This is a genomic window from Paenibacillus sp. D51F, from assembly GCF_053345695.1.
The window spans coordinates 1-13326 of the sequence record NZ_JBKFAO010000010.1; the positions used below are offsets into that span (position 1 = coordinate 1).

At 58.7% G+C, this 13326-nt stretch carries 13 protein-coding genes; all 13 read right to left on the reverse strand.

The features are described 5' to 3' along the window. Positions 1 to 1501, reverse strand: a 1501-nt coding sequence (locus tag ACLBWT_RS17455) for a HAMP domain-containing protein (protein WP_447664415.1), incomplete at its 3' end; no start/stop codon positions are given. Positions 1502 to 1983: 482 nt separating this feature from the next. Next, entirely contained in the window at positions 1984 to 3237 is a 1254-nt protein-coding gene (locus ACLBWT_RS17460; RefSeq protein WP_447664416.1) for a peptidase U32 family protein, read from the reverse strand. A 27-nt stretch (positions 3238 to 3264) separates the two neighbouring features. Continuing rightward, positions 3265 to 4203, reverse strand: coding sequence for a peptidase U32 family protein (locus tag ACLBWT_RS17465; protein WP_447664417.1), 939 nt, complete (start codon positions 4201 to 4203; stop codon positions 3265 to 3267). Positions 4204 to 4224: 21 nt separating this feature from the next. Continuing rightward, positions 4225 to 5322 (reverse strand): endolytic transglycosylase MltG, encoded by a 1098-nt coding sequence (mltG, locus tag ACLBWT_RS17470; protein ID WP_447664418.1) that lies wholly within the window; start codon positions 5320 to 5322, stop codon positions 4225 to 4227. 107 nt (positions 5323 to 5429) lie between these two features. Next, positions 5430 to 5738, reverse strand: coding sequence for a DUF1292 domain-containing protein (locus tag ACLBWT_RS17475; protein WP_447664419.1), 309 nt, complete (start codon positions 5736 to 5738; stop codon positions 5430 to 5432). Next, entirely contained in the window at positions 5738 to 6046 is a 309-nt protein-coding gene (locus ACLBWT_RS17480) for a DUF1292 domain-containing protein (RefSeq protein WP_048745156.1), read from the reverse strand. Before ACLBWT_RS17480 ends, ACLBWT_RS17475 begins: the two co-directional genes overlap by 1 nt. Positions 6047 to 6054: 8 nt before the next feature. Further along, positions 6055 to 6468, reverse strand: coding sequence for a Holliday junction resolvase RuvX (gene ruvX / locus ACLBWT_RS17485; RefSeq protein WP_021878637.1), 414 nt, complete (start codon positions 6466 to 6468; stop codon positions 6055 to 6057). A 38-nt stretch (positions 6469 to 6506) separates the two neighbouring features. After that, entirely contained in the window at positions 6507 to 6767 is a 261-nt protein-coding gene (locus ACLBWT_RS17490) for an IreB family regulatory phosphoprotein (protein ID WP_048745194.1), read from the reverse strand. A gap of 150 nt (positions 6768 to 6917) precedes the next feature. Next, positions 6918 to 9554: an alanine--tRNA ligase gene (alaS, locus tag ACLBWT_RS17495; RefSeq protein ID WP_447664420.1), complete on the reverse strand. Its 2637-nt coding sequence runs from the start codon at positions 9552 to 9554 to the stop codon at positions 6918 to 6920. Positions 9555 to 9973: 419 nt separating this feature from the next. Further along, entirely contained in the window at positions 9974 to 11044 is a 1071-nt protein-coding gene (locus ACLBWT_RS17500; RefSeq protein ID WP_447664421.1) for an AI-2E family transporter, read from the reverse strand. Between the two features lie 336 nt (positions 11045 to 11380). Next, entirely contained in the window at positions 11381 to 11581 is a 201-nt protein-coding gene (locus ACLBWT_RS17505) for a hypothetical protein (protein ID WP_076356814.1), read from the reverse strand. A gap of 19 nt (positions 11582 to 11600) precedes the next feature. Then, a complete protein-coding gene (locus ACLBWT_RS17510) occupies positions 11601 to 12158 on the reverse strand; it encodes a PRC-barrel domain-containing protein (protein ID WP_447664422.1) in 558 nt (185 codons plus the stop codon). 14 nt (positions 12159 to 12172) lie between these two features. Continuing rightward, entirely contained in the window at positions 12173 to 13324 is a 1152-nt protein-coding gene (locus tag ACLBWT_RS17515) for a cysteine desulfurase family protein (protein ID WP_447664423.1), read from the reverse strand. Between the last annotated feature and the right edge of the window lie 2 nt (positions 13325 to 13326).

The window sequence follows — 13326 nt, forward strand, 5'->3', positions numbered from 1 at the left end:
CGATCAGCGCCGCCATATGGCCGGTCCCCTGCGCCCCAGCCGCTTCCATCTCGCCTGCCGCCGCAATCATGCCGTCATTGGACAGCTTCACCCGGCGCATGCTCTCGTCCATGCCGGTCGTCAGGTCGCTGCCCTTCTCCGCTTCCATCGCCAGGCTGGTCGCTCCGCCCGCGATCTCCTCCGTGGCGGCCGCGATTTCCCGCGCCGCTCCGGCTGTCCTCCGGGACGACTGCCCGACCTCTCCCGCGGTAGACAGCACCTGCTCCGCGCTTCCTCTCGCCTGCTGCACGAGGCCTGTGATCTGCTCCATCATCTCGTTGAAGCTCGACGACAGCTGCCCGATCTCGTCCTGCGAGCGGTGGTCCGAGCGGATGGTCAGATTGCCTTTTTTCCCTTCGTTCATCAGGTTGCGGAGACGGCGGAGCGGAATTCCGACCATCCTCATCACGACGAACCCGAGCAGAATGGCCACCACAACCGCGCCGATAGAAACATATACCGTCAGAATGTAGATTTTCCGCGCGTCCTTCACCAGCTCGCCCACCGGTATCGTTCCCGCTGCCATCCATGGGTTGGCGTTGAATCGTTTATAGATCGCAAGCGACTTCGTTCCGCTCTCGTCTGTGACGAACATTCCCGAATCGCTGTCCTTGGCTTGAGCGCTGAAAGCTACCGCTGACTTCCCTCCGATCGAATCCCTGCCGGAAGCATCCAGCAGAATCCCGTCCTGGCGGTCGAGAATCGATACCGTTCCGCCGTCGCCAAGCTGTGCGCCCTGAAGCTGGTCTTGGATGGCCCGGTCCTGGATCTCGATGAGCACGACATAGATCGGATCCGTCCCGCCCGGCTCTCTAAGCGCACGCGCCAATCCCAGCGTCGGATTTCCCCCATCCTGGAATCCCTTCGGCTGCGTCGGGATCCAGACGCCTTCATTGATGTCTTTCAGCGCTTCCTGATACCAGGAAGCCTGCTGGACCTTCTCCAGCTCCAGCTTGCCTGTTCCAAGAACCCGCTTGCTCAGCTTGGAGCTGACCGGAATCAGATTGAGGTTCTCCACCCCCGATGTGCCGAGAAGCATGCTCTGAAGCTTGTTGTTGAGCTCCCGCTCCGCATTGGTCCGGGCGCTGTCATCCGAGGCGTACATCGTGGAGCCGATCATGTTCTGGAGCGTAACGTCCGCGACGAACTGCAGCGAGAAATCATTGAATTTGTCGAATACGAGATCAAGCTTGTCCGACAGCTGCTTGAGCGTTGCCTGCGAGGAATCCGACACCTTGCTCTGGATGACGCTCTTTGAAATCTGGTAGGAGAAGTAACCCATAAGCAGCACGCATGCCAAAATGCCTGCAAAAAAAGTAAGGAAGAGCTTCAATCCGACCGATCGTCCGATGTTCAAGGAGAGCTTGACGGCGCTGCCGGCCTCTGCTGCGGCCTGCTCACCGCCTGTATCGCCGCTGTTGATGTTGTTCTTGTTTTTCCGCTTTTCTATCCATTCTGTCAATCGATTCCTCATCACCGTTCACCATCCTGTTCCGACCGCCGACACGTCGATGTGCGATCGCTATCTCTTTCTTATCCTTATCGGAATGCTGGACACGGGTCTTTAGCCTCATGTCAGATAAATATTTTCTTTACCATGCTTATCGAGAGAGTCGATTCATTTATACAGCTCATGAATATTAAAAATTCGAGATCTACTAGAAGGTTTATGGAAGATAGCAGGATCGCAATGGAAAGGAATGACGTTTTGTCAAAAAAAAATAAAAAAAAACAATATGAAACTAAAATTGCCTTTTCAGTTTTCTTTAGCCTCTCCTTTATCCTTTTCATGCGCAATCTCTCATGATTCGAGCCGATTCCGTTGCCATCCGCAAGGATGTCTTGGATCAGCCTCTGCAGCTGAGCATGACCGCCCCCGTCTCCTCGATAAGCCGCGAAAAAAAGCCTTCCATGAATGCTCATGGAAGGCTTTTGCCGATTGCTTTAGCGGATGCGCTTGCGCATCATATCCATCGGATGAACAGGCTGAGCCGTCCGGATCCGTACATGCTGCAGCGGATGCCGAGCGGCATCGAGCAGCTGTCCTTCCAAGTCGCGGATCTCCTCCACGGCCTGCTTGAAGAAGGTTCCTTCCGGCCCGAAGAACTCCACCTCGGTGCCAGGCTTGAAATGATTGCGCTGCTGAATGACCGCTTCGCCTGTCGCCTCGTCATAGGAGAGGACAACGCCGGCGAAGTCATACGGAGCGGCTTTTTGCTCCGGCTCGTAAATATGGTCTTCCTTGCCCGGCGTATCGAAGAAGAAGCCCGTATTGAGCGGCCGGTTGGCGGACTTGTTGATTTCATCCACCCATTCCGGCTTCAGCTCGTACCCGTCGGGATCGGCAAAGTATGCATCGATGGCCTGGCGGTAAGCGTTGACGACGGTAGCCACGTAATGAAGGCTTTTCATTCGACCCTCGATCTTGAAGCTGTCCACTCCGACCTCGATCAGCTCCGGCAGATGCGAGATCATGCACAGATCCTTGGAGCCCATCGTGAACTGGCTGTCCTGCCCGCTGTTCACGGAATCTCCGTCCACGTACAGATCGTACTTCCAGCGGCAGGATTGGCAGCAGCCGCCGCGGTTGGAATCCCGGTCGGTGAAGTGGTTGGAGAGCACGCAGCGGCCGGAGAACGAGGAGCACATCGCGCCGTGGATGAACGCCTCGATCTCGATGTCGACATGGGCTTTCATCTCCGCGATTTCCTCGAGGCTCGTCTCCCGCGCAAGCACGACGCGCGGCAGCCCTTCATCCTTCCAGAACTTGACCGTGCGCCAGTTGAGCACCGACTGCTGGGTGCTGAGATGGACCTCCAAGCCGGGAGCAACCCGCTGGGCCGTCTCTACGATGGCGGGATCAGCCGCGATGATCGCGGCTATGCCGGCCGCTTCGAGGCCGCGCAGATAGTCCTCCAGGCCTTCGATGTCTTCGTTGTGGGCATAGATGTTGGTCGCGACGAAAACCTTCGCTCCATAACGGGCAGCGAACTCGACGCCTTCGCGCATTTCCTCGAAGCTGAAGTTGTCCGCTCCCGATCGGAGCCCGTACTTCTGCCCGCCGATATAGACGGCGTCAGCACCGTAATGGACGGCGAACTTGAGCTTCTCCAGGTTGCCGGCCGGAGCCAGCAGCTCGGGCTTGTCCAGGCGATGGCGCTTTCCTTTGAGAAGGGGTTTATTTGCAGTCATAGACATGATGTATTCACCTCTGCTAGCTTGGGATCAATAGACTTGCTCTTTGAAGAAGAAGCCGTAGCTCAGCTCCCGGCTCGGGTCCTGAAGCTCGCGGATGGCGTCCAGCCATTCTTCCTTGAACTCATAGTTTTGCGGATCGGCGGCATAAGCGTCGATTGCTGCGCGATAGGCGCGGATGACGGTCTCGTTGTACGCCGTCGTTTTCATCAAGCCTTCTACCCGCAGGCTGTCGATTCCCGCTTCCATCAGCTCATGCAGGTTCTCGATCATGCAGACGTCATCGGAGCTCATCATATAGGTCCCGTGGGCATCCTGGTAGATCGGATAGCGCTCGTCCTTGCGCTCCTCCTCCATCAGATAGAGCCCTTGGCCGAGACGGCTGTCAAGATCCGATGCTTCCTTGCCGAGATGGCCCATATAGCTGTCTACAAGAGAGCGCTTGGAATGGTAGATGTTCGTCATTCCGTGCACCTGGACCTGAACCTCCAGGCTGGTCCGCTGCTTGATCTCGATGATCTGCTCCATGTTCAGCTCGCGCGCGAGCACGATCCGCGACGCTCCCCTGCGGCCCCAGTAATCGGCTTGGGCATAGCTGGTCGAGGTCATCTCGGCGTTCCAGTGCAGCGCCACGCCCGGTGCCGCCTCACGTGCCGTCACGAGAACGGACGGATCGCCGAAGACGATCGCATCCACGCCGATTTGCGTCAGAGATCCGAGATACTCGGGCAATGAGTCTGCGGCCGCATTATCCATCAAGTTGTTGACGGCGGCATAAATCCGCACGGGACGGACGAAGCCATGCGCCGCCTCGACAGCCTCAGCCAGCTCCTGAAGTCCGAATTCGCCCGGCAGCCTGGCTCCGAATTTGGATTCTCCGATAATGAACGCATCCGCTCCGGCTTCCATGAGCTTGCGAAGCTCGCCCAAGGAAGCAGCTGTTGTCAAAAGTTCCGGTTGAGTGTTCAAGTGCGTCGTTCCTCCTTGCCTTTACTTCTCGCTCTGCTTGATGTTGTTCAGATGCTGCTCGTAGGTGACGGCGAACAGATGACGGCTGCTGCCGTCCTTCTTCGTCACATAATAGTAGTATTCGTTCTTCTCCGGATGCAGCGCAGCATCGATGGACTTCAGGCTCGGGCTGCTGATCGGTCCCGGCGGCAGGCCGTCGCTGCGGTACGTGTTGTAGGGGCTCTCGACCTCGAGATCCTTCTCGTACAGCCTTTCCTTGGGCTTGTCCAGCAAGTATTGCACGGTTGCGTCGATCTGCAGGCGCATCGGCTTGGCCAGGCGGTTATAGATGACGCCAGCGACGGCAGCCCGCTCCGCGTCGACGACGACCTCGCGCTCGACCAGAGAGGCGACGGCAAGCAGTTCATGAAGCGACATTCCCCGCTCCTGCAGCGTCTCGTCCAGGTCCGGCAGCTCGGCAAGCTTGCGGTCGGTCTCCTCTACCATGCGGGTGAGAATATCCTCCTCGGTGCTGCCCTTCTTGAGCTCGTAGGTATCCGGGAACAAATAGCCTTCCAGACGATGGCGAATCCGGGAATCATCCGGAATCGTCTTGACCGCTTCGGCGTCGCCCCAAGTTTTATTGGAATCAGCCAGTTCAAGGAAGCGGTTCTTGTCGATGATGCCTTCCTTCGACAGCTTGTCCGCGATCTGCAGCAGGGTATATCCTTCCGGAATCGTGAAACGGATGACCGCTTCCTTCACCGTCGAGCCGCTGTTCAGCTTCTGGATGATCGATTCATGCTCCATGCCCGGCGCGAGTTCATAGGTTCCAGCCTGGAAGCTCCCGCCCTGTTCCTTGAATTTAAGGTAATATTTGAAAATAAAGGCATTCCGAATAATGCCTTCCCGCTCCAGAAGGTCGGCCACCTGAAACGGCGACATGCCCCGGGCGATCTGCACTTGCTTCACATCACCCGCAGCCGCAGGCCGCAGGCCGTTCCATATATACCCTGCGATTCCTGCAGCCGTCACGAGCAGCAGGGTAAGCAGCGTCAGTACTACCCAAAGCGTAATCCGGCTTCTCGCCGGCCCGGACGGCTGCCCGGACGGCATGCCGCTCATTTCTTCATTCCGCATCTCTATCCCTGTCCCCCGCTTCGCAAGTGTCGCCGGCCCTCCGCTTCAATCGGCGCTTTCATGACACAACCAAAAAGGGGCGGTGTCAGCCGCCCCTGCGTCAACTGCTATTCCTCGTTGTCTGTCCCTTCGAAAAGCAGGGCGTCATAGGATTCGGCCGCAAGCTCCCACTCTTCGTCATCCTCGATCGTCTCCAGCTCCGGAGTTCCATCCTCGCCAACCACGATCAGGAACATCTCCACTTCGCCTTCCTTGCGCAGGGCAGGAGATTGGAGAGCTGCATACCTGCGGTCGCCGAGGCTGAATTCCGCTTGGACCGTATAAGGAATTTCCTGTCCGCTGTCGTCGACGAGCAGAACTTCCCGGCCGAATGTTTCTTTAAGGAGCTTGATGCGCTCCGGCTGCGATGTACTCATTAACCTTGTTCTTCCTCCAGTTCGCCGAGCAAGGTATTGAACGTTTCCTCTACCATGCTCCACTCTTCTTCGTCTTCGATCGTGTACAGCTTGAGATCGTCGCCATCCTCCTCGTAACGGAAGGCGTACACCTCGTCCTCTTCATCCTCTTCTCCGCCTTCGGAGTTCAGGGGAACGACCATCATATATTTCTGGTCCGAGCCGTCAACCTCGAACTTCATGATTACCTCGAATTCCTCTTCGTTGCCGTCTTCGTCCGGAATATAAATGATTTCCGGCTCTTCGTACTGCATGTCGTCATTTGCCATCGTTACCCTCACCTTTTCATCTTAGAGTCGAGATAGTTTTGCAAAATAAGCGCGGCCGCCATCTTATCCACGACCTGCTTTCGTTTCTTGCGGCTGACATCCGCCTCGATGAGCGTCCGCTCTGCGGATACCGTCGTAAGTCTTTCGTCCCATAGGTGTACAGGTAAGTTCAGTACTTGCCCCAATTCCTCGGCAAATGCGATGCAAATTTCGCCACGCGGACCGATGCTGCCGTTCATGTTCTTGGGCAGCCCGACAACGATTCCAACCACTTCATGCTCAGCCGCAAGCGCGGCGAGACGCTGCATCTCGCTGCCGTCCCTGCGCTGCACCACTTCGAGCCCCTGGGCCGTCCAGCCCATAGGGTCGCTGAGGGCAACGCCGATTCGGCGGTCGCCGTAATCCAAGCCCATCAATCTCATCTGCCGCTACCCACTCCAGTCGCCAGCCTGCCGTTCAATCAGCGGTGATTGGCCAGATAGGAGCGCACTAATTCCTCAATGAGCTCGTCACGTTCCTTCTTGCGGATCAGGCTTCTTGCATTGTTGTGCCTCGGGATGTAAGCGGGATCTCCGGACAGGAGATACCCGACGATCTGGTTGATCGGATTGTAGTCCTTATCCACCAGCGCGTCGTACACCGTCAGCAGGATATCCTTCGAGGAAGCCTCAGGACCGTCCGCAACCACGTCAAACTTCATTGTCTTGTCCATGGAGCTCACCGCCAGCACCTCGCTTTCCTCTGGCCCCCGCTCAGGAGGTCCTTCGGATTCGTATCGAATTCAATAGAATCGGCTAAATTCTCTACTTCCCTGCGCAAGCCCCGGCCGCCCTTCGAAAGTACAGCCGGCTCCGCTTGAGATACATCCTTACTATATCACATTTGACTGCGCGAGAACCAGTTCTTCGACAAGTTTGAGCGATTCCTCCAGCTTGGAAGGGTCCTTGCCGCCGGCTTGAGCCATATCGGGCCTTCCGCCGCCTCCGCCGCCGCATACAGCCGCAGCCTCCTTGATGAGCTTGCCCGCATGGAAGCCCTTTTTCACGAGGTCCTGAGACACGGATACGACCAGATTGACCTTGCCTTCGGCCGCCGCGCCGAGCGCGATGACCGCTTCCGGCAGCTTGAGCTTCAGCTCGTCGGCGATGCCGCGCAGCGCATCCATGGACGGAGCGCTGACTTGAGCGGCCAGCACGGTCACGCCGCCTACCGATACGGCTTTGCTCTCCAGCGAGCCTGCCTCGATGCGGGAGAGCTTGCTCTGCAGCGACTCGTTGTCCCGCTGCAGCTCGCGGACCTGTCCGAGCAGCGCCTCGATGCGCCGCGGCAGCTCGGATACGCCCGCCTTCACGAGCCCGGCAGCCTGCTCCAGCAGCTCGAGCCGTCCTTCCGTATACGCGTAGGCGAACCGCCCGGTGACCGCCTCGATCCGGCGCACGCCGGATCCGATGCCGGTCTCGCCGGTGATTTTGAACAGCCCGATCCGGGACGTGTTCTCCACATGGCAGCCGCCGCACAGCTCGAGGCTGTAGTCGCCGACCTGGACGACGCGCACGACGTCGCCGTACTTCTCTCCGAAGAGAGCCATCGCGCCCATCGCCTTCGCTTCGGCGATCGGCTTGCTCTCGATGACGACGGCTGTGCCTTTCCAGATCTGCTCGTTGACGCGGCGCTCGATATCGGCCAGCTCTTCCGCGGAAATGGAGCCGATGTGGGAGAAGTCGAAGCGCAGACGCTCCGGCTCGACCAGCGAGCCCGCCTGGTTGACATGTCCGCCGAGCACGTCTTTGAGCGCTTTGTGCAGAAGATGGGTCGCGGTATGGTTCTTCACCGTATCGCCTCGCGACGTTCCGGATACTTCGGCCTGCACCTTGGCGCCCTTATGGAGCGTCCCCTCCACGACGAGGGCATGATGGACCGATTGGCCGTGAGGCGCTTTGGTGACATCCTCCACCTCAAGCTTCATTCCCGGCGCGCTGATGGTTCCCTTGTCGCCGATCTGGCCGCCGCTTTCGGCATAGAACGGCGTGCGGTCGAGAACGACCAGCACGCGGCTTCCTTCGCCGGCGATGTCCGCCAGCTCCCCGTCCACGAAGATGCCCGTCACGACCGCTTCAGCCGACAGGCTGTCGTAGCCGATAAAGCTGCTTGGCTCGGTGAACTCGGACAGAGCGCCGCCCTGAACGCTCATTCCGCCGGTTTCATGGCGTGCGGCGCGAGCGCGCTGGCGCTGGGCGTCCATCGCCTGGTCGAAGCCGCCGCGATCGACCGACAGGCCGTTCTCGGCTGCGAAGTCTTCCGTAAGGTCGAACGGGAAGCCGTACGTATCGTACAGCTTGAAAGCATCCTCGCCGCCGATTTCGGCGCGTCCGTCTTTCTTCGCCGCATCCACGAGCTGCGCGAGCAGGCCGAGGCCGCTGTCGAGCGTGCGGTGGAACTGCTCTTCCTCGCCGCGAATGACCTTCTCGATGAATTCGCGCTTGGCCTCGATCTCCGGATAGTAGACGCCCATGACGTCGCCGACCGTCTCGGTCAAGCGGTACAGGAACGGCTGGTCCACGCCGAGCGACTTGCCGTAGCGCACAGCGCGGCGCAGCAGGCGGCGGATGACGTAGCCGCGTCCTTCATTGGACGGCAGCACGCCGTCTGCGGCTGCGAAGACGACGGTGCGGACATGGTCGGCGATGACCTTGAGGGCAACGTCCGTCTCCTCTTTTTCCTTGTATTTGACGCCTGCGATGGAGCAGGCCTTCTCGATGATCGGCACGAACAGGTCGGTGTCGAAGTTGGAGTCGACATCCTGAAGGATGGAGGCGAAGCGCTCCAGTCCGGCGCCGGTATCGATGTTCTTGTTCGGCAGCGGCGTGTAGCTGCCGTCCTTGTTCAGGTTGTACTGAGTGAACACGAGGTTCCACACTTCCAGGTAGCGCTCATTCTCGCCGCCGGGATAGAGCTCGGGATCGGAAGGATCGTTGCCGTACTTCTCGCCGCGGTCGTAGAAGATCTCCGTGCAAGGTCCGCATGGCCCCTCGCCGATCTCCCAGAAGTTTCCTTCCAGCTTGATGATGCGCTCGGCGGGCAGTCCGACCGTCTCGTTCCAGAGCTTGAACGCTTCCTCATCCTCCGGATGGACCGTTACCGACAGGCGCTCCGGATCGAAGCCGATCCATTCCTTGGAGGTCAGGAATTCCCATGCCCAGACGATGACTTCATCCTTGAAGTAGTCGCCGATCGAGAAGTTGCCGAGCATTTCGAAGAAAGTATGGTGGCGGCGGGTTTTGCCGACATTCTCGATATCGTTCGTACGGATGCATTTCTGCGCGTTCGTGATGCGCGGATTGTCCGGAATCTGGCGTCCGTCAAGGTAAGGCTTGAGCGGAGCGATGCCCGCGTTGATCCACAGCAGGGAAGGGTCGTTATGCGGCACGAGCGAAGCGCTCGGCTCGACTTTGTGGCCTTTGCTTTCAAAGAATTTCAGCCATTTGGAACGGATTTCTGCAGCTTTCATCGGAAATTCCAGCCTTCCACTAGGGATTTTGGTCAATTCGTCTTGCTTGCGGATAAGCCTTGAAAAACATAAAAACGCCCCTGTCAGCCGACAGGGACGATTCATATCGCGGTACCACCCTGGTTACTGCCGCTCTCCAGCCGCCGCTAGGGCTTCAGAAGGGGCAATCTCCTTGTATGCGGAAGATAACGGCGCCGCTGCCGGTGGAGTTCATCCACGCTCCGAGACCAGCTTCGGCACGCTCTTCGGCACGGGGATTCTTGCAGCCGACCGGCGTCTGGCCGGAAGGAATCCTCTCTCTGAATGCCGGGCTGCGGCTTACTTGTCGTCTCATCAACGCTGTGCGTATAGAAGCTGAAAATAGACCTATATGCCATACATTATAAGAAAAAAAGATCCTTTTGTCAAATACCCTTGAATCAGACGGTACGCCGCCTGATGTAGTAAGCGAACAGATGCTGGAGGATGACCTTCAGCGCAGCGAAGACGGGAACGACCAGAATCATGCCGACGATGCCGGCAAGCTCTCCTCCGACCAGCAGGGCGAAAATAATCGACAGCGGGTGCATATGGAGCGTCCTGCCCACGACCTGGGGAGAGATGACGTTGCCCTCCAGAATCTGGCACAGCGTGTTGACGACGACGACGAGCAGCATCATTTTGACCGATACCGTGGATGCCATCAGCAGCGCCGGCGCTGCCCCGATGAACGGGCCCAGATAAGGAATGATGTTGGTTACGGCGACAATCGAGGCCAGCAGCAGCGCATAAGGCATTCCGATGATCAGATAACCGGCATAGGCCAGCAGTCCAACGATGACGCATACGAGAAACTGCCCGCGGATATAGCTTCCAAGCGCCTCGTCGATGTCCTTGAACATCCGGACCAGATGCTTGCGATGGGCTTTGGGCATGTAGGTGACGACGGTCCGCTCCATGACGTCGAAGTCCTTCAGCATATAAAAAATGAGAAAAGGAATGATGAACGCCAGAAAAACGACATTCAGCATCGCTCCGATATTGTTCAGGAAATCGGCGATCGTTTCCGTCAGCTTCTTCTCCATCGTGACCAGCGCGCGCTCGATGCCGTTGCGCAGGCTGTCCGGCAGGAAGGAGGTGTTGTTGAAATCCTCCACCATGCCTTTGGCTCTCATCGTAAGCTCGGGAGCATGCTCTCCGAGCTCCTGCACCTGGCCGGCCACCATCGGAATGAGATTCATCAGGATGACGGCGAGGGCGGTGCAGAACACGGCGTAGATGAGCAGGACGGCGATCGTGCGCGGCACCCGCCTGGCGCTGAGCAGGCTGACGACGGGATGAAGCACGTACGAGATGACCATGGCGATGAGGAAAGGGGTCAGCACCGCGCGGACGAACCGGTACGCATCCATCAGCATCGGCTTGATGAGAAGCAGCAAAAACAGGGCCAGCAGCCCTAGAATGATGTATATAAGCGTCATCAGGACGCGGTTCTGCCTCAGCTTGTCCATGTTGCCGTCCTCCCTTGGCGCCTTGCCCGGACCGGGAGCGATGCCTAAAGGGCCTGTCTTCCCCGGCAGGTCGTTACAGTATATGTCCTTCTGGCGCCTTCCATACCTTTCCCGCTCAGCCAAGCAAGCCGAGCCGGTGACGGCGCTTGACGGCTCCCCGGCCGAGGATGGATGCATGCAAAACCTTGCCCGCGCGGCAGGAGGCAAGATTCGGGCATCCCAGGGCCAGGAGGCATCCCGCTGCAGGGTACTCCCTATAATCCAAAAAACCGCCAAAAAGCAAAAGCCCCTGCAGCGCGAAGCGCTCAGGGGCATGGATTCCGGTTGGACAGGCCGTCAGTTGGCGTGAAGCTCCGAAGAGGCGATATCCTCTTCGAAGAACAGATCGTCGAGCGAGCTCAGCGTGCCGTCTTCCTCAACCTGGTAGACGCTCATCTTGTCGCCGTTCACCGTCAGCTCGATGTAGCAGCTCCAGCAATAGAACTGATGCGAGCCGATTTTGCCGATATCTCGGGAATTGCAGTTGGGGCATTTCATTGTCATTGGTCATTTCTCCCTACATGTACGGATCGGAAGCTGCGACGCGCTCCAGGGAACTCTCATCCATCGTCGGGACGATGATCGCATCTTCGCCAAGCAAGAAGACGTCGGAATCCCGGGGCGCTCTCAGCCATCTCCGTCCATCCATGAGATCGGAGACAAATCCGTCCGTCAGTTCAAAACCTACTAACTGTGTACCCATGAACGGGTCGATATAAACATCGGACACTCGTCCAAGCTGGCTGCCGCCTGCCGTGACGACCGGAAGATCCTTCAGCCGCACGCATCCGTTCAGGAAAGAACGCTGCGCGATGGACACGCTCGCCGTGCGGACGGATTCCTTGCCTCGGATGAAGACGCAGTCTTCGCCGCAGGTAAGCACCTCGTCCCAGAGAACGGTCCGGACGGTCCGAGGCTTCCAGCACCAGCCGTCCAGGACGAATCCCTTCAGCTTCCAATGCTCGTCAAACCAGACATCCTTGATGCGTCCGGCCATCCGGCCGGTATGGGAGATCAGGACAGGCAGTCCGATGATATGCTGAAGCTTCATCACGGGATCGGCCGGAGTCGCCATGCGGCATCCGCCTCCTAAGAAGAATTACGATTACGGCGCAGAAAAGTTTCAACCTTTCGCGCGGCCCTCGCCATTTCCTCCTTAGTATTGCCCAATCCGAAGCTGAATCTAATCGCAGTCTGCAGACGCTCCTGCGGAAGCCCCATCGCCTGCAGCACATGGGAAGGCTCCAGCGCCCCCGCCGTGCAGGCGGAGCCCGCCGAAGCGGCGATTCCCGCCAGGTCGAGGTTCATGAGCAGCGCTTCGTTGTCCAATCCGGGAAAGCTCAGGTTAACGATCCCCGGCACCCGCTTCCCTTCATGTCCATTGACGACTACTCCCCCTTGGGCAGCCTCCTCCATGAGAGAAATCCATTCACGACGAAGCTCGTCGAGACGAAGAGCATCGGATTCCAGCTTGGCCGCAGCCAGCTTGGCGGCTTCGGCGAACCCGGCGATGCCGGCCAGATTCTCCGTGCCGCCGCGGCGCTTCTTCTCTTGGGAACCCCCCACGAGAAGCGGATGAAGGAAGGTTCCTTGGCGGACGAACAAGGCGCCAGTGCCATGCGGCCCGTTGATCTTGTGGGCCGTGACGGAGAGGAGCTGGACGGGAAGGACCGCCAGATCAATCGGCAGCTTGCCGTAGGCTTGCACCGCATCGGTATGGAAAGGCACGCCTGCCGTGCCGGCCAATCCGGCAAGCTCGGCGATCGGCTGCACCGTACCCGTCTCATTGTTCGCGTAAATGATGCTCACGAGTCCCGTATCCGGCCGCAGCGCTTCCTTGAGGTCCTCTGCGGATACGAGGCCGAATTCGTCAACGGGCAGGTACGTCACCTCGATGCCTGTCCGCTCCAGGCGCTCGCATTCCCTGAGCACGGCATGATGTTCCACCCGGCTTGTGATCAGATGGCGCTTGCCTGCCGCGGCCTGGGCCTCCATGACGCCGCGGACAGCCATATTGTCGGCTTCCGTCCCGCCGGAGGTGAAGACGATCTCGGCAGGCTTGCAGCCCAGCGTAGCCGCGATGGCTTCGCGGGAATCATTGACGAGGCGCCGCGCATCCCTGCCGTAGCTGTGGATGCTGGAGGCATTGCCCGGCGGCCCCTGCATGACGGCCAGCATCGCTTCAGCGGCAAGCGGATGCAGCGGGGTCGTCGCCGCATGGTCGTAATAGATGCGTTCCATTT

Coding starts and splice junctions, on each gene's coding strand:
- ACLBWT_RS17460 (WP_447664416.1), bottom strand. CDS start 3,237: ATGTCTATGACTGCAAATAAACCCCTTCTCAAAGGAAAGCGCCATCGC.
- mltG (WP_447664418.1), bottom strand. CDS start 5,322: ATGCGGAATGAAGAAATGAGCGGCATGCCGTCCGGGCAGCCGTCCGGG.
- ACLBWT_RS17475 (WP_447664419.1), bottom strand. CDS start 5,738: ATGAGTACATCGCAGCCGGAGCGCATCAAGCTCCTTAAAGAAACATTC.
- ACLBWT_RS17480 (WP_048745156.1), bottom strand. CDS start 6,046: ATGGCAAATGACGACATGCAGTACGAAGAGCCGGAAATCATTTATATT.
- ruvX (WP_021878637.1), bottom strand. CDS start 6,468: ATGAGATTGATGGGCTTGGATTACGGCGACCGCCGAATCGGCGTTGCC.
- alaS (WP_447664420.1), bottom strand. CDS start 9,554: ATGAAAGCTGCAGAAATCCGTTCCAAATGGCTGAAATTCTTTGAAAGC.
- ACLBWT_RS17500 (WP_447664421.1), bottom strand. CDS start 11,044: ATGGACAAGCTGAGGCAGAACCGCGTCCTGATGACGCTTATATACATC.
- ACLBWT_RS17505 (WP_076356814.1), bottom strand. CDS start 11,581: ATGAAATGCCCCAACTGCAATTCCCGAGATATCGGCAAAATCGGCTCG.
- ACLBWT_RS17510 (WP_447664422.1), bottom strand. CDS start 12,158: ATGGCGACTCCGGCCGATCCCGTGATGAAGCTTCAGCATATCATCGGA.
- ACLBWT_RS17515 (WP_447664423.1), bottom strand. CDS start 13,324: ATGGAACGCATCTATTACGACCATGCGGCGACGACCCCGCTGCATCCG.